This window comes from Flavobacterium shii (genome assembly GCF_025847235.1).
In the GTDB taxonomy this organism is placed as follows: domain Bacteria; phylum Bacteroidota; class Bacteroidia; order Flavobacteriales; family Flavobacteriaceae; genus Flavobacterium; species Flavobacterium shii.
Genome location: NZ_JAOZEW010000001.1, coordinates 364,661 through 387,732 on the forward strand (window position 1 = coordinate 364,661; position 23,072 = coordinate 387,732).

Sequence of the window (23,072 nt, forward strand, 5' to 3'; positions counted from 1 at the left end):
GATTTGTTCCAAATTAACAATAGGTAAATAAATAGGAAGATGGAAAAGATGATAGATGATATTTTACCGATTATGGATGTGCAGCACGACTGTATACTTTCAAAACAAGGAGATGTAACGGTGGTTTTCAAGGCGGAACTACCCGAGATATTTACCTTGTCGGATCAGGAGTATGAAGCATTCCATCAGACATGGCTTAAAGCAATTAAGTTGCTTCCCAAATTTAGTGTGTTCCATAAGCAGGACTGGTTTATAGACAATAAGTTCCAACCGGATTTTATTAATGAGGACAATAGCTTTCTTACCCGTAGCAGTGAGCGTTTTTTTAATGAACGTCCGTTTTTAGATCATTCCTGTTACATTTTTTTAACCAAAAAACCAGCAGGGCGAAAAACGTCGAGTTCATTATTTTCGAATTTACTTCGAACCTCCATTGTTCCTGAAGAAGCGATGAAGGAACAACTACGTCAGGAATTTATTGATAGCACCGGTCAGTTCGCGCGCATATTGGAAGATAGCGGCTTTGTGAAATTAACTCGTCTTAAAAACGATGACCTCAGAAGCCATAACAGGAAAATTGGTCTTATCGAACGGTATTGCTTTTTGTCTGAAAAAGAAAACTCGTTTGTTTTTAAAGATATTGCTTTTAATGAAGGCTTACAGGTTGGAGACAAACATTGTCAAATTTATACATTAGGAGATGCTGCCGACTTACCTGCCCTATGTGGTTCCCGAATTAACTACGACAGGTATTCTACAGATAAAACCAAGTTTAGTATTGGATTTGCCTCAACACTGGGACAGTTACTTTCCTGTAATCACATTTACAATCAGTACATCTTCATAGAAGATTTTCAAAAGACGTTGCAAAAACTCGAAAGCAAGAGACTACGATTGCAATCCTTATCCGCCTACAGTAGAGAGAATCTTATTGCTCGTGATGCAACTAATGATTTCTTGAATGAAGCGTTTAGCCAGCAGCGTTTACCTGTCAAAGCACATTTTAATGTACTGATATGGACTCAGGATAAAGAAGAATTGAAAGACCTGAAAAATAAAGTATCGTCTGCACTGGCTCAAATGGATGCAGCCGCAAAACAAGAAACGGTAGGCGCTGCACAGATATTTTGGGCAGGCATTCCGGGAAATTCAGCAGACTTTCCGATGAACGATACTTTCGACACTTTCGCAGAACAAGCGGCGTGTTTTCTGAACATGGAAACTGGTTATCGTTCTTCTCTTAGTCCAATTGGGATTCGATTGGGAGACCGTTTAACAGGAAAACCGGTTCATGTCGATATTAGTGACGAACCTGTTAAGATGGGAATCTGTACCAATCGGAACAAATTTATACTTGGTCCTTCGGGAAGCGGAAAGTCTTTTTTTACCAACCATATGGTTAGAAGTTACTATGAACAAGGAACGCATGTTGTTTTGGTTGATGTTGGACACAGCTACAAAGGATTATGTGATATGGTGGGTGGCTATTACTTTACTTATGATGAAAAGAATCCGATCCAATTCAATCCATTTTATATAAGCGAGGGTGATATACTGGACACCGAGAAAAAAGAAAGTATTAAAACATTGTTACTGGCTTTATGGAAAAAAGACAATGAAACTTTCAACCGTAGTGAATATGTGGCACTTTCCAATGCACTGCAATTGTATTATGAAAAACTAGACGGCAATTCCGATTTGTTTCCCTGTTTCAATACTTTTTATGATTTTCTGAAAGATGATTTTGTAAAAATACTGGAGGGTGATAAGGTTAAGGAAAAAGATTTTGATGTGAACAATTTTCTATATGTACTACGACCTTATTATCAAGGAGGTGAATTTGATTACCTGCTTAATGCTACTGAAAATCTTGATCTTTTAAAAGAGCGTTTTATTGTTTTTGAGTTAGATAACATTAAGGATCATCCAATACTCTTTCCTGTAGTAACCATTATCATCATGGAAGTATTCATAAGCAAAATGCGCAAGTTAAAAGGCATTCGAAAAATGATTCTAATTGAAGAAGCCTGGAAAGCCATTGCCAAAGAAGGTATGGCCGAATATATAAAATATTTGTTCAAGACTGTGCGTAAATTCTTTGGCGAAGCCATTGTAGTCACTCAGGAAGTAGAAGATATTATTTCGTCACCTGTTGTAAAACAGGCTATCATCAATAATAGCGACTGCAAGATATTGTTAGATCAGAGTAAATATCAAAATAAGTTTGAGCAGATCCAGGAACTACTTGGACTTACTGAAAAGGAAAAAGCACTTGTACTTTCTGTAAACAAAGCCAATGATCCTGATAAAAAGTACAAGGAAGTATTTATCTCTCTAGGCGGTATGCAATCTAAAGTGTACCGCACCGAAGTATCCCTTGAAGAATACCTCGCCTATACCACTGAAGAAACTGAAAAAGTAAAAGTGCAGGCATATGCCAAAAAATTTGATGGTGACATTAGAAAAGGTATTGCTGCACTAGCAATAGACATGAGAAATGGAAACTAAATTAAAAGTTATGAAAACAAAGAGAAAGATCTTGGTGTGCCTGCTTTGCCTATTGCTGGCAAGTACACCTGCGAGACCTGCACAAACCGTTGCAGCCCTGCCCATTATCGGTGCGGTAAAGGCAGCCATCAAAAAAGCAATTAAGGCAATTGACCTTCGGATTCAGCGCTTACAGAACAAAACAATCTGGTTTCAGAATGCACAGAAGAAAATAGAAAATATCCTATCTAAACTGAAACTGGAGGAGATTTCCGATTGGACACAAAAACAAAAAGAACTTTACAAGGATTATTATGAGGAACTGGCAAAAGTCAAATCCATTATTACCTATTACCAACGTATCAAAGACATTAGTGAAAAGCAGGTTCGGTTGGTTGAGGAATACGAAAGAGCCTGGAACTTGTTTCAAAAGGATGCACATTTTAATACGAATGAACTAGATTATATGCAAAGGGTTTATTCCGGAATATTAAATGAAAGTCTAAAAAATATCGATCAAATATTTTTAGTCCTTGATTCTTTTACCACCCAAATGAGTGATGCCAAAAGACTGGAAATTATAAATAGCGCTGCGGATCAGATTGATGCCAATTATGATGACTTGACCCTCTTCAACAGACAGAACATATTGCTCAGTCTTCAAAGGGCCAAAACACAGCATGATGTCAATTCGCTCAAGAAATTTTACGGGATTCCGTAATAAAACAAGAAAGAAATGAAAAAAATATTTTTAGTGCTGCTTTTTGCAGCATTTACAACAGGAAACTTATATGCGCAGGCTGGCCAACAGAAAGTATTGTTGCAACAAATTGCGGCTCTTAAAATGTATATAGGCTATGCACAAAAAGGGTATGCTGTAGCAAAAAAGGGATTAAATGCCATAGGCGATTTCAAACGAGGAGAACTTAACCTTCATGCTGATTATTTTACTTCGTTGGCTCATGTTAATCCAAAAATAAAAAAGCACACAAAAGTTGCAGAAATTATAGCACTTCAGGTAAAGATCATGAAAAGTTATAATCGGATTTATCAGCAAGTCAAACAGGATGATTTGTTTCATGGCGATGAAGTGGATTATATCAGGCGAGTATTTGAACGCCTTATTGAAAACTGTGATGACAATATGGATGAGCTCCTAACAATTGTAACAGAAGGACAGCTTGAAATGAAAGATGACGAGCGTATAAAACGTATTGATTTTATCTACCAAAATATGTTGGAGAATGCTACTTTTTGTGAAGGATTTAGTAATCAAACCAAATTGTTGACACTATCAAGGGCAAAAGAATTAAATGATGTAAAAACCAGCCGCTCGTTAAGTGGTTTTAAAACTGTCTTACCATGAGAAAGCTACTAATTATAGGAATTGTATCTGTTCTTTTTTTACTGCCTTTTCGGGTTACTGCCCAAATGCAGGAAATACAGCAGCTGGCTTTAAATATAGAAAAACTAGCACAGTTCAGACAGATCCTAAAGGATATGAAAAAAGGCTACGAGATGCTTACTGGCGGTTATAATACGGTGAAAGATCTATCTCAGGGGAATTTCAGCCTTCATGAAACATTTCTTGATGCTCTGATGCAAGTTAGCCCTACGGTGAGGAACTACAGGCGCATTGGAGACATTATCAATTATCAGGTTATTTTGGTAAAGGAATATAAGATAGCATTTGATCGCTTCAGAAGCAACGGGAATTTCAATCCTGAGGAGATTGCCTACCTAGAAAAAGTCTATGCAAATCTGTTTAAACAAAGTCTTAGGAATATTGATGAACTCACCACAGTGATTACTGCTAATAAAATGCGCATGTCAGATGATGAGCGATTAGCATCTATTGATAAAATTTATGCGGATATGCAGGACAAATTATTGTTCTTAAGAAACTTCAACAATACTACTTCTGTTCTGGTCATACAGCGAGCAAAGGAACACAATGATGTAAATGCAATGCGTCGCATTTACAAAGCCAATAACTAAAAAACTACTTATTATGATAAAGATAAATAAGGGGGCATTACTTGCCATCCTAGGGTTGGCGTTACCTTTTACGAGTCACGCACAAGGAATGGCAGATGACTTGAATAGCCTTCATAGCGTACTCGAGCAGTTGTACGATGAGATGATGCCTTTATGCAATAATCTGTTGGGAGTTGGTCAGGGTCTTGCTGGGTTTGGAGCTATCTGGTATATCGCTTCCAGAGTTTGGAGGCACATAGCCAGTGCAGAACCGATAGACTTCTACCCACTGTTCCGTCCGTTTGTGATTGGATTTTGCATCATGATTTTTCCTTCGGTATTGTACATGATTAATGGTGTCATGAAACCTACTGTAACTGCAACTGCCGCAATGGTGGAAGGATCGAACAAAGCCATTGAACGATTGCTTAAAGAAAAAGAAGAAGTACTCAAAGGAACGGATCCGTGGAAAATGTATGTGGGGGCAACCGGAAGTGGGGATCAGGATAAGTGGCACCGATATACCCATGCTGGTGCAGACCCGAACGACCAGGGAATGCTTACTGGTATTGGAAATGATATCAAGTTTGCCATGAGTAAAGTCTCTTATAATTTTCGAAATTCTGTAAAAGAATGGATGAGCGAGGTATTACGAGTTTTATTTGAAGCTGCTTCGCTTTGCATCGATACATTACGAACCTTTCAATTAGTGGTGCTTTCTATTTTAGGCCCGCTGGTGTTTGGGATTGCTGTTTTTGACGGTTTCCAGCATACCCTTACCGTCTGGCTGGCACGCTATATCAATATTTATCTGTGGCTACCTGTTGCTAATATATTCGGCAGTATCATTGGAAAAATTCAGGAAAACATGCTAAAGCTTGATATTGGTCAAGTCAATGAACAAGGAGACACTTTCTTTAGTAGTACCGACGTAGCTTATTTAGTATTTATGATTATAGGAATCATTGGATATTTCACTGTCCCTTCTGTCGCTAATTATATTGTTCATGCCGGTGGCGGTGGGGCACTGGGGCAAAAAGCAACCAGCATTTTCAGTAACTCGGCAAATTCAGTCGTCAATACTGCATCTCAAGGAGCTGGTATGGCAGCAGACGCAATGGGCAATGCCGCAGGACGTATGTATCAAAGTATGTCCGGTTCTGCTAGTTCATCTCCTTACTTTAAAGATAAGGACAGTTATATGGGTGATAAGTTAAAAGGCAATTCATAACCCAAAAAATAGAAATATCATGTTTAGCAAAATGAAAAATATAGATACGGCTTTTCGCCATGTGCGTGGCTTTACTATGTTGGTAATTGGTGGATGCATCATAATCTGTTGCTTTTCTCTTTATAAGAGTTTTAGCCTGGTATCGCAAATGCAGAACAAAGTATACATACTGGCTAATGGAAAAGCGCTTGAAGCCTATGCTTCGGACAGAAAGGATAATATACCTATCGAGGCACGGGATCATGTAAAGACATTTCACCAATTCTTCTTCACCCTCGATCCTGATGATAAAGTAATCAAAAGTAATGTTACCAAGGCACTTTATCTGGCCGACGAAAGTGCCAAGCGAATCTATGACGATCTAAAAGAAAACGGCTATTACTCCGGTATCATATCTGGGAACGTTAGCCAGACGATAAAGATTGATAGTGTGACTATTGACATCAATAATTATCCGTATGCGTTTCGATGTTATGCTACACAAAACATTATACGAACAACCAGTATTGCTTATCGAAACCTGATAACAGAAGGTAATCTTCGCAATGTATCGCGAAGCGACAACAACCCACACGGTTTTTTAATAGAGCGATGGAACACTATTGAAAATAGAGATTTAAGTACGGAAAACAGAAAATAATAGACTACTGATTATGAAATTCACTTTTAAAAGAAATAGCAAAAAAAGTCATGCTGTCCAGACTATTAGAAGTAGTCTGTGGCAACGATTTGATGAAGCAAATCTGAGGTTACAACATAAGTGTGCCAATTGGTTGGAGCGTAAAACGTCGCATTTTTCACAGCTGACCTGGATTACAATCCTCTTTTGTTTTACAATCCTTACCGGTGCTTGTAGCATTTACCTGATTGTAAAGAGTATCACAGGTGATGCAACTCGACACATCTCCATAACACCAATTATCAAACCAACAAATGCGGTACCATTCGAGTATGAAACGGTGAAGCTAAATCCGGTAATAAGTACAACCGAATTTGAAAATATTATTCTCTTCCGCAGGCACATGGATAGTCTGGAACGCAGTCCAACAGGAAAAAAAACCTATGACAGTATAGTCAGATTTCGTCCTGGACTATTGGACAGTCTCAAACTGGTAGAGTATTATTATGAATCTCAATTAAAAAAATAATATCATGGAACAACAAACAAAATCACTAAAAGTAATGAAACAGCGTAAAATGTTATTGGTATTGCCTTTACTAGTGCTGCCCTTTATAACTACTATGTTTTGGGCATTGGGTGGAGGAAAAATGGATGCCGCTAATTTAGCTACTCCAGAGCAAAAAGGTTTTAATATAAAACTTCCTAATGCCAATCTTAAAGAAGGTCTTCCATTAGACAAAATGAATTATTACGATCAGGCTGCTCTTGACTCTGCAAAACTTGACGAACTCATAAAAAAAGATCCCAACTATTTGAGTCAGTCTTTTCCAATTGATTCTACTCTGGATGGTAATGAGTCCAACGACAAAAAAGGGCGAACTGGTTTGAACACATCAGTGTCCCATGATCCAAACGAAGAAAAAATACATAAGAAGTTGGAAGCATTACAAAAAGCAATCAATGCACCCGTTACGACTCCAGTGCAAAATAGGGATTTCAACAGGTATGCAAAATCAAGTGAACCTTCAATGCATTCCAGTGATGTAGACCGATTAGAGCAAATGATGCAATCCATGAATAGCCAAACCAGCGATCAGGATCCCGAAATGCAACAGCTCGGCGGAATGCTCGAAAGCATACTAGATATACAGCATCCCGACAGGGTTCAGCAAAAATTAAGGAAAGCTTCAGAACAACAGCGGGGTCAGGTATTTGCGATTGCCACTAAAACCAAAGAAGATAACATTTCTTCATTGCAAAACACCCCAGCAAAAACGGCAACTTTCGGAGGACAATCTAAACACAATGGATTTTATTCCTTTGATCAAGCCGAAACTATTGATTACATACAAAATGCAGTCGAAGCGGTCATTCACCAAACACAGACGATTGTCAATGGTGCTACAATTAAATTGCGTCTTGTCAATGATATTTTCATCAATGGTATACAAATACCAAAAGATAACTTCCTTTTTGGCACCGCATCTTTAAAAGGAGAAAGACTGGCAATTAAGATCAATAGTATTAGGTATAACAACTCGCTTTTCCCAGTTGATTTAGCAGTTTACGACATGGATGGACTCTCTGGAATTTATATACCTGGAGCAATTAATCGCGATGTTGCAAAGGCATCCGCTGATCGCTCCATGCAAACCCTTGGTGTTACCTCACTTGACGATTCATGGGGATCTCAAGCTGCTGGTGCTGGTATTGAAGCTGCCAAAAGTCTTCTCAGTAAAAAAGTAAAACTAATCAAAGTAGTTGTAAAGTCTGGTTATCAGGTATTACTTCGTGATGAAAAACAGAAACAAAAAGATTCCAATTAAAAACTAAAATTAGCATTATGAAAAACTTCAATCTATGGATGATGGGATATGTATTACTTATTACCATCAGTGCATTTGCACAACAATCAACTAAAAATCGTCTTTCGAAAATAGAGGCTGATTCTTTACTGATAGCCTATTCTAAAACAACCAACATCGTATTTCCTTTTGCCATTAAGAGTGTAGACAAGGGAAGCCAGGACATACTGGTACAAAAAGCAAAAGGACTTGAGAACATTCTTCAGATCAAGGCTGCTCAAAAAGGTTTTTTCCAAACAAACCTTACAGTGGTTACTGCCGACGGAAAACTCTATTCTTTCATATTAAATTATGATGAGCAGTCACCACAATTGAATCTCACTTTAAATAAAAGTAAACCCAAAGAACAAGAAATTTACTTTTCTGAAGAGAATATCAATGATCAGGATGTTGAAGAATATTCCAAACTAGCTTATTATGATAAGAAAAAAGTATACGGTGAAAGAGAAAGTAAATATGACATCGCATTTGCACTCAATGGAATTTTTATTCGCGATGATGTCATGTATTACAGGATAAATGTAACGAACACCTCTAAAATCAATTACGACATTGATCAGCTTCGTTTCTATATTCGAGATACTAAAAAAGTCAAGAGAACTGCCTCGCAGGAGATCGAAATTACACCACTTTATGTTCTCAACAATGAACCCAAAATAGAGGGAGAAGCGGAAAATACCTTTGTATTTGCGCTACCAAAATTCACAATTCCAGAGAAAAAATACCTTGCCATACAGCTCATGGAAAAAAACGGTGGCAGGCATTTGGAACTTAAGGTGAAAAACACAAAGCTGGTCAAGGTAACTGTATTGCCAAAATTATAAACTATTAATCATTTAAAGAAAGTAATCATGAACGAGAAAAATTTTGAATACTTAAAAGACCAAGTTAAGTACACCGGTTTCGGTGAAGGATTGGAAAGCGAGTTGAAGGAAAATATGCAAAAGGAAGAACCAAATTTCACTTTAAATTATACGGCGAAATATGGTGATGATACAGCGCAGGCTACATTAAATTTCAAGAAGTCAACTGAAAGTGATATATATTTCTTTAACTCTTATAAAGTGGAACTGCACAAAGATGATTCAAAAGAGGCTTTGGAACAAACTTTTTATATCAATAAAGCGAGTAACATCACTATGAAAGAAGCCTACAATCTTATGGAAGGAAGAGCGGTGAATAAAGACCTTATCAATAAAGAGGGAGAACTGCACAATTCCTGGTTGCAGATCGATTTTAAACAAGCAGATGATACTACTGGCAACTTTAAGTTAAACCAATACCACCAAAACTACGGTTATGATTTGGAAGCAACCTTGTCTAAGCATCCAATTAAGGAATTGCAAAATCCAAAGTATAAAGAAGATCTTATTAATTCTATGAAAAAGGGAAACCTACAATCTGCTACTTTCTTAAAAGGGGGTATTGAAGTCAAGCAATATATCGAGGCCAGCCCACAATTTAAGACAATCAATGTGTACGATTCAAACATCCAACGTGTTGGTAATCGTCATGCAAAGGAGGAAAAACAGTCGGAAGGTGAAGAAGTTTCCGTAAAACAGAACAACAGAAAGCAAAATCAAACTAGCGACGATGATGGTCCTGAAGTACCGAAGGAAGCAAAGAAAAAAAGGAAAAGTCAATCCAGTTCTATGTAAGTGAAAATATAACAAACAAAATTTGAGTTATGAACGATCAACTTCCCATTAATAACAGAGTAGAAATGGAACTAAGCCAATGGCGCTCCAGGGAAGAACGCTTCAGTAAACTATTTTCTTTTAGTCTTTCAAACAATAGATCACTTCTTAAAGAAAAGCTCAATCATTACGAGCGTATTGGAACAAAGTATAAGGGAACTAAAAATTTGGAGGAACGTTTTGCTTTGCAGATACTCAAGCAGGAGAAGAATAAGATGTTAAAACAACTTTATCCCAATGTATTAGTACGTCTTATTCGTAAGCTGTTTGTTGCACCACTCATAGATCAAATTGCTGTTCGCAAGGATGTAAAAGAAGAGGAAAAAAATAACCATACGCTGCATGAACAGGTGCAGCGTATTGGTTTTCCTAATCTATCGAATGTTATTGACCAAAACGTAAGTCAGGGACATCCCCAGTTCAGTATCCCAGTATCGTATTATGTTAATGAAAAAGAGAGGCTTGATCATGAGTTGTCTTTTGTGAAAGACGAAACGGGACGCTATCAATTTCAAGGTTACAAAACTACTTTGCAAAATGAATCTAAACCTGAAGAAAACAGAAGTCAATATTTCAAAGTACGGGACGGATATTCTGCCGATACTACACAGGCATATAATCTCCTAGCTGGAAGAGCCATTGAAAAACAAGGAACGTGGATTCAATTAGATCTCAATGACAAGGATTCTCATGGAAATCATCGCATAAAAGAATTTCATTCCGGCTACGGTTACGATCTTCAAAAAGCTATTCAGCAATTGCCATTAAAAGACCTCTTAAATAAAACGGAATCAGAAACATTACTGAATAATTTAAAACAAGGGAACAGACAATCCGTAACCTTAACAAAAAATGGAAACGACCATCAGTTTTACATTGAAGCAAATCCACAATTCAAATCAGTGAATATTTATGATCAGAACTCCAGAAAAGTAACACTAGCTACTGCGCTAGGAAACAAGACAATTGAAACCGTAAAGCAAATGCAAAAAACAAATGAAACTCAACAAGAAAATCATTCTAAACATAATGGTATGCGAATAAGTTGAAAAACATAAACCTATGGAACCCTTAAAACCTTTATCAGATTTCTTTGAAGCTATAAAAAAAGATGAGCGAATTAGTATTGTCCATATTGGACTCTATGCTGCTCTACTCCAATTCAGGGCAGATAACGGTTTTATTAACCCTATTTTGGTATACAGGTCTGAGATTATAGCAATCGCTAAAATCTATTCTCCCAAAACGTATCATAAGTGCATGCGACAATTAAATGAATACGGCTATATCAGATATGAGCCGACCCACAACAAATACAAGAGAAGTAAAATATATTTCTTTTCTTCAACTTCTGAGTTAGGGCTAAAATTGCAAAAGTGATTGTACGATGAAAAAATTCACATTTGAAGAACTTCCAGAGGCAGTTACAGAATTGTATGGAAAAATGGAAGCTATAGAAAGACTTTTAGAGGATAACAGGACTAACCTAAAGAAAAGGAAAATATCTTCGAATCACCTTGGGAAAGAGAAATGCAGTACACATTTGAATAAGAGTGATCTGGCACAATTATTTTATATTCTAATGGATGAGAAGATTATCTTTTTTGATGATCGCGATGAAAAACATAATAGAAGCGAAATTCAGTTTTTTGTAGAAGAAAATTTCACCTACATAGGGGATTCAGGGTTTCAAACCACTATAGATACAATAAGTAAGCAATTTTCAGAATCCAAAGGATTTACTTATAAAGACAAACAAATAAGATTTCTTGAAAATATAATTAGCATTCTTGAAAAACGCAGGGAAAAACTAATTTGTTGGTAGTCTTCAAAATCAAAAATTACAAAACAATCAATTTCCTATTCACAATTAATAACAATTGATCATGTCTAAAGAAGGTAAAGAAACACAAATTTCCTATATAGCAGCAATCAAACAATTGCTGGATCCCTTATATACCAGACTAGAAAAAATAGATGCTAAAATAAAGGGGAATTATACGAAAGACAGCTTACGATATTATAGAAATGAAGATCTAAAGAAAATATTTGGACTCTCGAACAATACAATTATTAAGTACCGTCAAACAGGTATACTTCCTTATACTAAGCTAGGTGATATTTTCTTATATGAAGCAAACAAAATTGAAAAGATACTTATCGAAAACGGACAATAAACAATAAAAGTTTAGAGATAAATACAAAAGAAAAGAGGCTGCCTCAGTACTGAGGCAGCCTCTTTTTTTCATGCATACTTCTCTTTTAATTTTGCCATATCTTCCATTACGTTTATATCCAAAACCTTCGCGTAATGCTGGGTCTGTTTAATATTTGTATGCCCCATCATTGCAGAAACATTCTCTAAGCGAACTCCATTGCCTAATGTTACTGTTGTAGCAAATGTATGCCTTGCTACATACCAGGTAAGATGTTTATCAATGCCGCAAAGGTCAGCTATCTCCTTAAGATATGCATTCATTTTCTGATTTGATATTTGTGGAATTAATCCAATTTGCATGTTCCTGTATTTATTAATTATCATCAAGGTGGGGGGAAGAACAGGTACATTTGCCCGAATTGTTGTTTTTGCCCTATTGGTCATTATCCAAAGATTATCCTTACCATCGGTAGATATATTATTTGAGGTAAGATTAGCCGCATCTACAGGTGCATAACCTGTGTAACAGCTGAAAAGAAAAACATCTTTTACGCGTTCCAGACGCTTCATTGAAAATTTCTTGCTTTCAATTCGGTCTAATTCTTCCTGAGTAAGAAATATAGCATCAGTCACATGTAGTTTGCCATCATAAACACTAAATGGATCTTTATCTATTACACCCATTCTCACGTTGTATTTACAAGCCGTTTTGTACATTCTCATGTATTTGACTATAGAATTGTTTTTTATCCCGACCTTACCTTTAAATGAGCTTTCGTATTTTAGGTATTCTTCAAGAGTGAAGACAAAACCACTTGATATATCGTCAGCTGGCATATCATCAATTCCGTAGTGCTTTTTAATAAAATTTCGAAGCAGATCATAAGACCTTTCATACTTTTGAAAGGAGGCTTTGGATCTTTCGCCGGCTTCTACTTTTCTTGCGAAAAATTTATTGTGCTTCTCCAGTATTTCCAGAATTGTAATATGTCTGGTTTTGATTTTTGTTTTTCCTGCCAGTTCTGCTTTTAATAATTCTAATGAAACTTCAGGATCCATTTTAAAGAGTTCAACGAATTTTTTTTCTGCATGAAGCTGAAAAAGATCAATGAAATTTTTTATAACCTTTTCTTTTTCTAGTTTCAGGACATTTCTAAGATTGCCAGTGAATACCCATCTTTCTTTCGAGATAAATTTTCCAGTGCTCATTGAAATTGTTTTGTTCTTGCACGAAATACGGGCGAATATTGGTGATTCGCCGTTTTTGCCAACTTTGGCATACTTTAGATAAAAAATTACTTTTAACATGCTTTCTAGTTTTTAAATTAATACTCAAATTGATTTAAAAATTTTGCGAGAGCCTAGAGTTGACAGGGAATTCCTGGGGAATTCACAACTTTTAGTGTACCTAAAATCAAAAAAAAGCCTGATTTTTTTTAGGTACACCAATAGGTACACTGTTCTTTGATAAAGTATGTGTTTTTTGACAAAGTACAAAAAACAAAAAAGCCTTTAAATACTAGTATTTAAAGGCTTTTGACTTTTAAAGTTTCTTATGAAACTCTATGTGGCGGAGAAAGAGGGATTCGAACCCCCGGACCTGTTACAGTCAACAGTTTTCAAGACTGCCGCATTCGACCGCTCTGCCATTTCTCCAGTATGTCGCTTTCATTACCTGATTGCGAGTGCAAATATAAGACGCTTTTTCGGTTATCAAAACTTTTTTGAAGCTTTTTTGACGATTATTTTAAATTAATTTTTAAGTACTTAATAATCAGTATTTACTTTTTAAAATAATTTTGCGTTAAATCGCAAATTAGTCAATAATCGGGACTGGTTTTTTGTTTTCATCAACCGCAACAAACGAAAATGTGCCTGAAACAACACTCTCACGTAACTCCGAATACATTTGTTCCATAAAAATATCAACATGAATTTTACAACTTGTTCTTCCAACAGTAATCACTTTGGCAACTAATTCAATTAATGTACCAGCCGGAATTGCTTTTTTAAAATCAATTTGCCCAGTCGAGATCGTTACCACTTTCTTACGACTAAATCTAGTCGCACAGATAAAAGAAACTTCATCCATGAGTTGTAATGCTGTTCCACCAAATAAAGTATCGTAATGATTCGTCGTACTCGGAAAAACAGCTTTGAATATATGTGTCTCAGATTTTATAATTCTTTCTTCTAATGTTCCCATATCTCTTAATAGCTTACATATTCAGTTATTTCAAGACCATAACCTATCATTCCGACACGTTTGGTTTGTTCTGTATTCGATACCAATCTAATTTTAGAAATATCAATATCGTGCAAAATCTGTGCTCCTATACCATAATCTTTACTGTCAATAATCACTTTTGGTGCTTTCATCACTCCTTGAGATTGCAGTGTTTTGAGCTCAGCAATACGGTTTAATAAGTTTACAGCTTGCATATCCTGATTAATAAACAATACTGCTCCTTTTCCGTTTTCATTAATAACCTTAAACATATCGTCTAGCTGTTGCTCTGCGTTATTGGTCAAAGTTCCTAACAAATCATTATTTACCTGCGAAGAATTGATTCTCGTAAGAATTGATTCTCCTAAACTCCAAGTTCCTTTCGTTAATGCAATATGGATTTGTTTATTTGTTGTTTGCTCGTAAGCTCTCAAACGGAAAGTTCCGAAACGAGTCTCTATGTCAAAATCTTCTTTTTTTACAATCAAGCTATCGTGCTGCATTCTATACGCAACCAAATCCTCAATAGAAACTAATTTCAAATTGAATTTCTTTGCAACTTCTATAAGTTGAGGCAAACGAGACATCGTTCCGTCTTCATTTAAAATCTCACAAATTACACCAGCTGGCTTAAACCCTGCTAATCTAGCAAAATCAATGGCCGCCTCTGTATGTCCAGTTCTTCTTAATACTCCACCTTGCTTAGCAACCAGAGGAAAAATATGCCCCGGTCTTGCTAATTCATGTGGTTTCGTATTAGAATCTGTCAAAGCCAAAACAGTTTGAGATCTGTCGGATGCAGAAATCCCTGTAGTTACTCCATTCCCTTTTAAATCTACCGAAACCGTAAAAGCAGTTTCCATATGATCGGTATTATTAGTAACCATTGGTCTCAAATCTAATTCCTTACAACGGCTTTCGGTTAATGGTGCGCAAATTAATCCGCGTCCATGTGTTGCCATGAAATTAATCATTTCGGGAGTTACTTTTTCTGCTGCAGCAAGAAAATCACCTTCATTTTCACGATCTTCATCATCCACCACAATAATAACCTCACCTTGACGAATCGCCTCTATAGCTTCTTCGATGGTGTTTAATTGTATTTTATCTGTTGACATAATTATTTTTTGTTTTGAGAGGAAACAAATCTCTCAGAGAATTTTTGAAATATTTTTTGAAATGGAGCCAAAACAACATCCATATTAATCAAACCAATATCGTTTGTTGCGCGATAAGTCAACAAAACAGCCAATGGTGTAAGTATAAAGGTAGACATCCAGGCTCCCATAAAAGGAGTCATTCCGTCTTCTTGTGAAATTCTTTTCCCGAAAGTATTTATAAAGTGAAAAGTAATAAATATCAAAACTGCAAAAACTATCGGTAACCCAAGTCCTCCTTTTCGGATAATTGCTCCAAGTGGCGCACCAATAAAAAACATTAAAAAACAAGCAAATGCAATTACGAATTTCTCGTACAGCGCAGTAAAATGAAGATTGATATTACGTTGTTTCTCCTTTAATTCATTTTTTGTAGCATCAATAGAATATATTGTACTTGTGATATTACTGGTTGCCATTTTTAATATCTCTGCTTTCTTATCATTTGTATAAAGTGATAAAAGATCATTTGGCAAAGGCTTTTTCTTTTTATCCACTTTTGCCACTGGTAATCCTTTCGCAATTCCAACCTTCTGATTAATATTTTCAGAAAAAGATAGAATTTCGTTATTTAGATTTTTACTCAATGAATCCAGAGTATACCTCAACTCATTAACATTAAGCATTCCATTAGTACTACCAACCTCCTGATTATTATCGACTTTATTCAACTCGGACAAATCAATATTTATAATCTGTTTTTTGAATGCTCCTTTTATAAAAGGCATTTTGCTTCTATCTTCGTATTTTTTTGGAATAACGTCTTCGTAGTAATATCCATCATTAAGTACCAACTGAAGAATGCTGGACTTTTCATTACTTATTAATTCACCAGTCTTGGACTTAATAACTACTCTGTTTTCCCCGCTATTATTCGATTTTTCATGGATAGTTACTCCAGTAAGTCTGTTTCCGTTTTTCCCCGACTTTTTATCTACCTTAATATTATAAAAACCAACATCACTAAACTGCCCTTCAGCAATAGCCATTGCAGGTTTTGCCTGAGCGATGCTTTTTCTAAAATTAATGAATTTATATTCAGCATATGGGATTACGTTATTTGCAAAAAAGAAAGCTATTACACTTAAAAAACAAATAAACACAACCAAAATTCTCATGGCGCGCTGTAACGAAATACCTGATGCTTTCATTGCGGCAAATTCATAGTTCTCGGCAAGATTCCCGAACGTCATTATCGAAGCCAGTAAAACCGATAACGGTAATACTAACGGGATAATTCGAGGCATCGAAAACAACAGGAATTTAACAACCAGAATTAAATCCAAATCCTTGCCTGCCAACTCGGCTATAAACAGCCAAACAGTTTGAAGAATGAATATAAAAAAGAGGATTACAAATACCGTTGTAAATGTAACCAGGAAAGTTTTTAATAAGTATTTGTCTAAAATTTTCAACCCGTAATTAGTCTAGTTTATTGATATAGTAATTTGGATATTTACTTTGTGCAAATGTAAACTGATTTTTTGATAAAGGCTGATTGGTTTTAAAAGAATTAACGGTTAAAGTAGTTTTTGTACCGTTCTTACCCATTTCGATTAAATTATAAATATGTTTCGTTTGTACATCAATCCCTAAAAGAATCTCTTTACGTTGATCTTTTGCGCTTGTAGGATTTAATTTAATGTACTGGATTTTTCTCCCTTTAACGTTCTGAACAATGTCCATTGCATATTTATAACCCGAATTAAAGAAAGTCAACATTTTTGAAGGCGTGATAGCATTATCATCTTTTTCATTGACTTTCGAAATCGTAATTTCTTCATCTTCCGGAACAATTGTATATGTTTTTTGTCCGTCGAATATTTTTGTAACACCCATAAAGTTCAATACAAACTGATTCCCTTTTATGGTTACATTTCCTTTACTATCCTGATTAATATTTTCTTTGGCATTATTCAGGGTATATTTAAAATCAATTACGATATTATCATAACTTTTTACCTTTGCAGTAACTTGATCCAGTAATTCTTTTGCTTTTTTATCTTGAGCCTGAGCAGAGAAAGTAATAAGAAATAAAAAAACAATTTGAAAAACCCTTTTAGTCAGGATGTTTACATTGTTTCTTTTGAAGTTTAGAATCGTTGATTTCATGATTTAATTATTTTGTTCATTATTAAAAAATTGATCAAGAGAACTTAAATCTAAAATATTTACACTTCTGGCTTTACTTCCTTCAAAAGGACCTACAATTCCCGCAGCTTCCAATTGATCTATCAATCGACCTGCACGGTTATAACCAAGTTTTAATTTTCTTTGTAATAATGAAGCAGAACCTTGTTGTGCATTCACAATTATCTCGGCAGCTTCTCTAAATAAAGTATCTCTTTCGGAAATATCCATATCAAGATTAATGCCACTTTCTTCCCCAACTACCTCCGGAAGTAAATAAGCTGTTGCATAAGCTTTTTGTGAACCGATAAAATCAGTAATTTTTTCCACCTCTGGCGTATCAATGAATGCACATTGCACACGAACCACATCATTACCGTTGGTATATAATAAATCTCCACGTCCTATCAATTGGTCCGCTCCTTGCGTATCCAAAATAGTTCTTGAATCGATTTTTGAGGTAACTCTAAAAGCAATTCTCGCAGGGAAATTCGCTTTTATCAAACCTGTAATTACGTTTACCGACGGTCTTTGTGTTGCAATAATTAAATGTATTCCAATCGCACGCGCCAACTGAGCCAAACGAGCAATAGGAACTTCAACTTCTTTTCCTGCAGTCATAATTAAATCGGCAAACTCATCAACAACCAATATAATATATGGCAAAAATCGATGTCCAGCTTCCGGATTTAATTTTCTGGCTTTAAATTTATCATTGTATTCTTTGATATTTCGAACCATCGCATCTTTTAATAAAGAATAACGGTTATCCATTTCAACACAAAGTGAATTCAATGTATCTACAACTTTAGCATTATCAGTGATAATTGCATCTTCGGTATCTGGAAGCTTAGCCAGATAATGCCTTTCGATTTTATTGAATAATGTTAGCTCTACTTTTTTAGGATCCACCAAAACAAATTTCACTTCGGCCGGATGTTTCTTGTATAATAACGAAGTTAAAACCGCATTTAATCCTACAGATTTTCCTTGTCCTGTAGCTCCCGCCATCAATAAGTGAGGCATCTTGGCTAAATCGACAACAAATGTTTCATTGGAAATTGTTTTACCCAAAGCAATTGGCAATTCCATTTCGGCTTCTTGGAATTTCGCCGAACCAATTACACTTTTCATCGAAACCATTGTTGGATTCTTATTCGGAACCTCAATACCAATAGTTCCTTTTCCTGGAATTGGTGCAATAATACGAATCCCTAATGCCGATAATGACAAGGCAATATCGTCTTCAAGACTTTTAATTTTCGAAATACGAATTCCAGCTTCCGGTACGATCTCGTACAATGTTACCGATGGACCAACCGTAGCTTTAATTTGTGCGATTTCGATTTTGTAGTTACGAAGTGTATCTACAATTTTATTTTTATTTTCTTCTAATTCTTCCTGATTGATTGTAATTCCACCAGTAGAATATTCTTTTAATAAATCGATTGTTGGAAACTTATAATTGGATAAATCCAAAGTAGGATCAAACAAACCAAAATCGGCAACTAAACGCGATGCCAAATTTTCTTCGATTATATCTTCTTCCGGTGCTTGCTCTATCACAAAAGACTCTGTATGTGGAGCCACTTCCTGAGATGCAGGAGCAATATCCATTTTTATAGGCTTTAAAACCGGATCCAAATTAATCTCGGATGAATGAGTAATAGTAGGCTTTAAGGCTTCTTTATTAATCTCAAATTGAGTATCTGCTGTTTTTAAATGAATATCATCTAACTGATCGTCATCATTAATTGCAAACTCCTCTAAATTATACGCACTCTTCTCCGTATTTGAAGAAGTCATAGCATTCAAATCGGAACGAATCTCTCTTTTGGTATTATCAAAAAAGGACTGAATTTTTTCGGGTGATATTTTAATTTTAAAAATCAAATAGATAACCAACCCAAAAAGCAACATTAGCAGCGTTCCTGTTTTTCCAATATAATCTTGTAAAAACAAATTAAGCTCATACCCTATCGTCCCACCTAATTCTGGTGCCGAAGTGGCAAAAAAACCAAACAATACCGATATTACAATAATAACAAACAGATCCCAAAACCAGATATTCTTGAGTTTTTTTAGCGAAAGCTCCAGAAATAAAAACATTCCTGTTAAGAAAAATAAACGAACAAATATAAAAGACGCTAGACCAAATCCACGATAGACTAATAAATCCGCCAAATAGGCTCCGAATTTTCCGAGCCAATTTTCTACAGGTTCACTTCTATCACTGAACGCACCTAATACACTCTGATCGGTTTGTCCGTAAATATAAAAGGAAATAAAAGCAACCAATAATGCAATTGAAAATAACACCAAAAGGCACCCCAAGACCATTTTTTGCTGCTTGGTCAAATTCCAGGACGGAATCGCCCCGGATTTAGGTTTATTTTTATTGTCTACAGTTTCTTTTTTTGTTGTTTTTGCCATTCTAATTTTGGGTACTAACCGCTTAAATATTTTGTATATATGGTATATATATTGTTAATCCGATTGCTATTGCGGTCATTGCAGCAAAAAATACTGCGCCCGCAGCAATATCTTTGATAAAACCTATTCTTTCATGATAATTAGGATGAATAAAATCGGCTACTTTTTCTACAGCAGTATTTAATCCTTCCACGCTTAATACCAAACCAATAGCCAATATCTGAAAAAGCCATTCGGTACTTGTAATATGAAAATAAAAACCTGCAATAGTCATTATTATTCCTAACGAAAATTGTACCATTACACTATGCTCAGTGCTTATTAATTTTACAGCACCTTTATAAGCATAACTAACGCTTTTTAATCTTCCTTTTACAAAAGTATTATCTTTTTGAAACTCCATTTCTTGGATTTATAGTGCAGCTAGTGCAGCTTCATAATTAGGCTCGTTTGCAATTTCTGCAACTTGCTCAGTATGGGTAACTTTACCGTTTTCATCAACAACAATAATTGCTCTTGAGTGTAAACCTGCTAAAGGTCCGTCAACGATTTCTAATCCATTTGCTTTACCAAAAGCTCCTGCTTGAAAATCTGACAAATTAACTACATTCTCTAATCCTTCGGCACCACAAAAACGTTTTTGAGCAAATGGTAAATCTCTAGAGATACATAAAACTGTAGTGTTCTCAAGATTACTTGCATTCTCGTTAAACTTTCTAACTGAAGTCGCGCAAGTTCCTGTATCGATACTTGGGAATATATTTAAAACTAATTTTTTACCTGCAAAATTGCTCAATGAAGCAACCGAAAGGTCGTTTTGTACTAATTTAAAATCAGCTAGTTGTGAACCAACTTTTGGTAATTCTCCTGAAGTATGAATCGGATTTCCTCCTAATGTTATTGATGCCATGATGTTTGTTTTTTTATGAGGTTCAAAAGTAAGGATTAAAATTTGAATCTAAAAGAATTTGTTATCGGTTTAGGGATTGTTTACTAGTGCAGGTTCGTCTTTGCGAGGAACGAAGCAATCTCATTTAATCTATCCGTTTCAATGTTCTGCAAAGTTTACTTTTATTAGCATGGTTGCTTCGTTCCTCGCAATGACTTTGACTGTCTAGCCCTTTGTAAAAGTAAAAAAAACTTTATGGATTAAGATTACGGAGACGCACTGCGGTGCGTCTCTACCTGTGCGCCTCTACAGTTACGATATCATTACTAATTTTATTTAATAATATATTACTCTATTCCATATATAGCTTTTACTCTCTTTCTTCTATTCTCTTTCTTCTATTCTCTTTCTTCTATTCTCTTTCTTCTATTCTCTTTCTACCGCGAGAGGGATGGTCGCTGGCTACCGAAGTAGCGCAAACAGCCCGACAGCATTAAGGAAAGGGGCGCATATAGACATGCTTGATTTGCCCCTTTTCTTAATGGTGGCTCGCCCAAAACTTGATTATAGCCAATAAAAAAACGCACCCCGTTAAGAATGCGTTTTTAATAATAATTATTTTTTTAAACCTTTTAAGCCTAATAATTATTTATCGATTGATCCTAAAACACGTTTCATAAACGTATTTAATGCTTCTTTTTTATCAGTTCCCTGAACTACCATTTTATGCACTTCTAATGCTCCGTACATATTAGAAATTAATTCGCCGATTACATCTAATTCTTCATCTTTTAAAGACGGAATTTCGGTCATTGCCTCCAAAACCTCAATAGTTTCGATGATATAATCCTGATCGTTTTCTTCTATAAACTGCGTTAATTGTTTTATTACTGGTAATTTCATATTTAGACTTCTTAGATATTTAGACAATTTAGATTTTTAGACTTTCTTTAAATTTCAGACTGCATCTAAGCAGTCTGAAAATCTAAGCTAGTCTAGTAATCTATTTAAACAATCTCGTTTACTAACTCGATTAAAACTTCTTGTTTGTTGGTTTGTGTTTCGTTTACCAATTTACCATTTACGAATGTTGCAAATGTTGGTAAGTTACTCACATTAGCTAATTTTCTTGATTCTGGTGAATTTTCGGCATCTACCAATACAAAAGTTAATGCTTCATTTTCTGTAGCTAATTTTTTGAATTTTGGTTTCATTATGCGGCAATTTCCACACCAAGAAGCCGAATATTGCACGACAACTTTCTCATTTTTAGCAACTAAATCTGCTAAAGTATCTTCATTTAATTCGATTAACATGTTTTTTTGTTTTTAAGGTTCAAAGTGGCAAAGGTTCAAAGGGACAAAGTTTTGGAACTTTGTAAAATAGTGCAACAATTTTTGTTGCTTAATCTTTGCCGTATTTTTAGAGAAATTTTAAAGTAACAAAGGTTCACAGGATTAAAGTTTAAAACTTTGTAGATAGCAACAAAAAACCTTTGTCACTCTGTACCTATGAACCTTTGTACCTTTATAAAAATTAGTTTGCGCTTAAATACTCAGCTGTACTTAATCTATCTGCGCTCATTGCTTCTTTTCCAGCTTCCCAGTTTGCAGGACAAACTTCTCCTTTTTCTTGGATATGTGTGTAAGCATCTACCATACGTAAGTATTCGTTTACGTTACGACCTAATGGCATATCGTTAACACTTTCATGGAAAATTTTTCCTGTTTCATCAATTAGGTAAGTAGCTCTGTAAGTTACGTTTGAACCTTCGATGATAACTGAATCTGTTTCTTCGCTGTATTCTGTAGAATCGATATCTAAAATTCCTAAAATGTTAGACAAGTTACGGTTTGTATCAGCCAAGATTGGGTAAGTTACGCCTTCGATTCCACCATTGTTTTTTGGAGTGTTTAACCAAGCAAAGTGTACTTCGTTTGTATCACATGAAGCCCCAATTACGATTGTATTTCTTTTTTCAAATTCTGGTAATGCAGCTTGAAAAGCGTGTAATTCTGTTGGACATACAAAAGTAAAATCTTTTGGGTACCAAAACAAAAGTACTTTTTTGTTATTGTTTACTGCTTCTTCAAAAACATTGATTTTTAAATTATCTCCCATTTCTGAGATGGCATCAATTGCAATACTTGGGAATTTTTTTCCTACTAAAGACATATCTTTCGTTTTTAAATTAATTAT

Annotated in this window: 24 protein-coding genes and 1 tRNA gene; 13 read left to right on the plus strand and 12 right to left on the minus strand. The window is 35.4% G+C overall.

Annotated elements, in window-relative coordinates; translation table 11 throughout:
- The first annotated feature begins 39 nt into the window (after nt 1-39).
- The 13 genes from OIU83_RS01490 (at nt 40) to OIU83_RS01555 (ending at nt 12,056) form a co-directional block, all read left to right on the plus strand.
- Entirely contained in the window at nt 40-2,508 is a 2,469-nt protein-coding gene (locus OIU83_RS01490; protein ID WP_264204509.1) for a TraG family conjugative transposon ATPase, read from the plus strand.
- 10 nt (nt 2,509-2,518) lie between these two features.
- Complete coding sequence (locus OIU83_RS01495; RefSeq protein ID WP_264204510.1) at nt 2,519-3,208, plus strand: conjugal transfer protein TraI; 690 nt, start codon at nt 2,519-2,521, stop codon at nt 3,206-3,208.
- Nucleotides 3,209-3,223: 15 nt separating this feature from the next.
- A complete protein-coding gene (locus OIU83_RS01500) occupies nt 3,224-3,853 on the plus strand; it encodes a hypothetical protein (protein ID WP_264204511.1) in 630 nt (209 codons plus the stop codon).
- Entirely contained in the window at nt 3,850-4,485 is a 636-nt protein-coding gene (locus tag OIU83_RS01505) for a TerB family tellurite resistance protein (protein ID WP_264204512.1), read from the plus strand. The genes OIU83_RS01500 and OIU83_RS01505 overlap by 4 nt, the downstream gene beginning before the upstream one ends.
- Before the next feature lie 13 nt (nt 4,486-4,498).
- Nucleotides 4,499-5,695, plus strand: coding sequence for a conjugative transposon protein TraJ (gene traJ, locus OIU83_RS01510; RefSeq protein ID WP_264204513.1), 1,197 nt, complete (start codon nt 4,499-4,501; stop codon nt 5,693-5,695).
- Nucleotides 5,696-5,726: 31 nt separating this feature from the next.
- Nucleotides 5,727-6,335: a conjugative transposon protein TraK gene (gene traK, locus OIU83_RS01515; RefSeq protein WP_264204514.1), complete on the plus strand. Its 609-nt coding sequence runs from the start codon at nt 5,727-5,729 to the stop codon at nt 6,333-6,335.
- Nucleotides 6,336-6,468: 133 nt separating this feature from the next.
- The gene (locus tag OIU83_RS01520; RefSeq protein WP_264204515.1) at nt 6,469-6,843 is read left to right on the plus strand and encodes a hypothetical protein; all 375 of its coding nucleotides are present in this window, start codon (nt 6,469-6,471) and stop codon (nt 6,841-6,843) included.
- Between the two features lie 4 nt (nt 6,844-6,847).
- On the plus strand, nt 6,848-8,143 hold the full coding sequence (gene traM / locus OIU83_RS01525; RefSeq protein WP_264204516.1) for a conjugative transposon protein TraM: 1,296 nt from the start codon (nt 6,848-6,850) through the stop codon (nt 8,141-8,143).
- A 17-nt stretch (nt 8,144-8,160) separates the two neighbouring features.
- The gene (gene traN / locus OIU83_RS01530) at nt 8,161-9,006 is read left to right on the plus strand and encodes a conjugative transposon protein TraN (RefSeq protein ID WP_264204517.1); all 846 of its coding nucleotides are present in this window, start codon (nt 8,161-8,163) and stop codon (nt 9,004-9,006) included.
- 27 nt (nt 9,007-9,033) lie between these two features.
- A complete protein-coding gene (locus OIU83_RS01535; protein WP_264204518.1) occupies nt 9,034-9,840 on the plus strand; it encodes a hypothetical protein in 807 nt (268 codons plus the stop codon).
- A 29-nt stretch (nt 9,841-9,869) separates the two neighbouring features.
- Complete coding sequence (locus OIU83_RS01540) at nt 9,870-10,928, plus strand: hypothetical protein (RefSeq protein WP_264204519.1); 1,059 nt, start codon at nt 9,870-9,872, stop codon at nt 10,926-10,928.
- A gap of 338 nt (nt 10,929-11,266) precedes the next feature.
- Nucleotides 11,267-11,704 carry a hypothetical protein gene (locus tag OIU83_RS01550; RefSeq protein WP_264204521.1) on the plus strand — a complete coding sequence of 146 codons (438 nt, stop codon included), beginning with the start codon at nt 11,267-11,269 and terminating at the stop codon, nt 11,702-11,704.
- Between the two features lie 61 nt (nt 11,705-11,765).
- On the plus strand, nt 11,766-12,056 hold the full coding sequence (locus OIU83_RS01555) for a helix-turn-helix domain-containing protein (RefSeq protein WP_264204522.1): 291 nt from the start codon (nt 11,766-11,768) through the stop codon (nt 12,054-12,056).
- Nucleotides 12,057-12,124: 68 nt separating this feature from the next.
- Here OIU83_RS01555 and OIU83_RS01560 read toward each other — a convergent pair whose 3' ends face one another.
- The 12 genes from OIU83_RS01560 to OIU83_RS01615 form a co-directional block, all read right to left on the minus strand.
- A complete protein-coding gene (locus tag OIU83_RS01560; protein WP_264204523.1) occupies nt 12,125-13,345 on the minus strand; it encodes a site-specific integrase in 1,221 nt (406 codons plus the stop codon).
- 260 nt (nt 13,346-13,605) lie between these two features.
- Nucleotides 13,606-13,693: transfer RNA gene (locus tag OIU83_RS01565), tRNA-Ser, on the minus strand.
- 160 nt (nt 13,694-13,853) lie between these two features.
- Nucleotides 13,854-14,243, minus strand: a complete 390-nt coding sequence (locus tag OIU83_RS01570) for an acyl-CoA thioesterase (protein WP_264204524.1) — start codon at nt 14,241-14,243, stop codon at nt 13,854-13,856.
- 5 nt (nt 14,244-14,248) lie between these two features.
- Nucleotides 14,249-15,382 (minus strand): 3,4-dihydroxy-2-butanone-4-phosphate synthase, encoded by a 1,134-nt coding sequence (gene ribB / locus OIU83_RS01575; protein ID WP_264204525.1) that lies wholly within the window; start codon nt 15,380-15,382, stop codon nt 14,249-14,251.
- A gap of 2 nt (nt 15,383-15,384) precedes the next feature.
- Nucleotides 15,385-16,836, minus strand: a complete 1,452-nt coding sequence (locus OIU83_RS01580; protein WP_264204526.1) for an LptF/LptG family permease — start codon at nt 16,834-16,836, stop codon at nt 15,385-15,387.
- A 7-nt stretch (nt 16,837-16,843) separates the two neighbouring features.
- The gene (locus OIU83_RS01585) at nt 16,844-17,533 is read right to left on the minus strand and encodes a LolA family protein (protein ID WP_264204527.1); all 690 of its coding nucleotides are present in this window, start codon (nt 17,531-17,533) and stop codon (nt 16,844-16,846) included.
- A gap of 3 nt (nt 17,534-17,536) precedes the next feature.
- On the minus strand, nt 17,537-19,984 hold the full coding sequence (locus OIU83_RS01590; protein ID WP_264204528.1) for a DNA translocase FtsK: 2,448 nt from the start codon (nt 19,982-19,984) through the stop codon (nt 17,537-17,539).
- A gap of 22 nt (nt 19,985-20,006) precedes the next feature.
- Nucleotides 20,007-20,387 (minus strand): diacylglycerol kinase, encoded by a 381-nt coding sequence (locus OIU83_RS01595; protein ID WP_264204529.1) that lies wholly within the window; start codon nt 20,385-20,387, stop codon nt 20,007-20,009.
- 9 nt (nt 20,388-20,396) lie between these two features.
- Nucleotides 20,397-20,894, minus strand: a complete 498-nt coding sequence (gene tpx / locus OIU83_RS01600) for a thiol peroxidase (RefSeq protein ID WP_264204530.1) — start codon at nt 20,892-20,894, stop codon at nt 20,397-20,399.
- Between the two features lie 624 nt (nt 20,895-21,518).
- Nucleotides 21,519-21,776: a DUF6952 family protein gene (locus OIU83_RS01605; protein WP_035621165.1), complete on the minus strand. Its 258-nt coding sequence runs from the start codon at nt 21,774-21,776 to the stop codon at nt 21,519-21,521.
- 104 nt (nt 21,777-21,880) lie between these two features.
- Nucleotides 21,881-22,189 carry a thioredoxin family protein gene (locus OIU83_RS01610; RefSeq protein ID WP_264204531.1) on the minus strand — a complete coding sequence of 103 codons (309 nt, stop codon included), beginning with the start codon at nt 22,187-22,189 and terminating at the stop codon, nt 21,881-21,883.
- A 220-nt stretch (nt 22,190-22,409) separates the two neighbouring features.
- Nucleotides 22,410-23,048, minus strand: coding sequence for a peroxiredoxin (locus OIU83_RS01615; protein WP_264204532.1), 639 nt, complete (start codon nt 23,046-23,048; stop codon nt 22,410-22,412).
- Between the last annotated feature and the right edge of the window lie 24 nt (nt 23,049-23,072).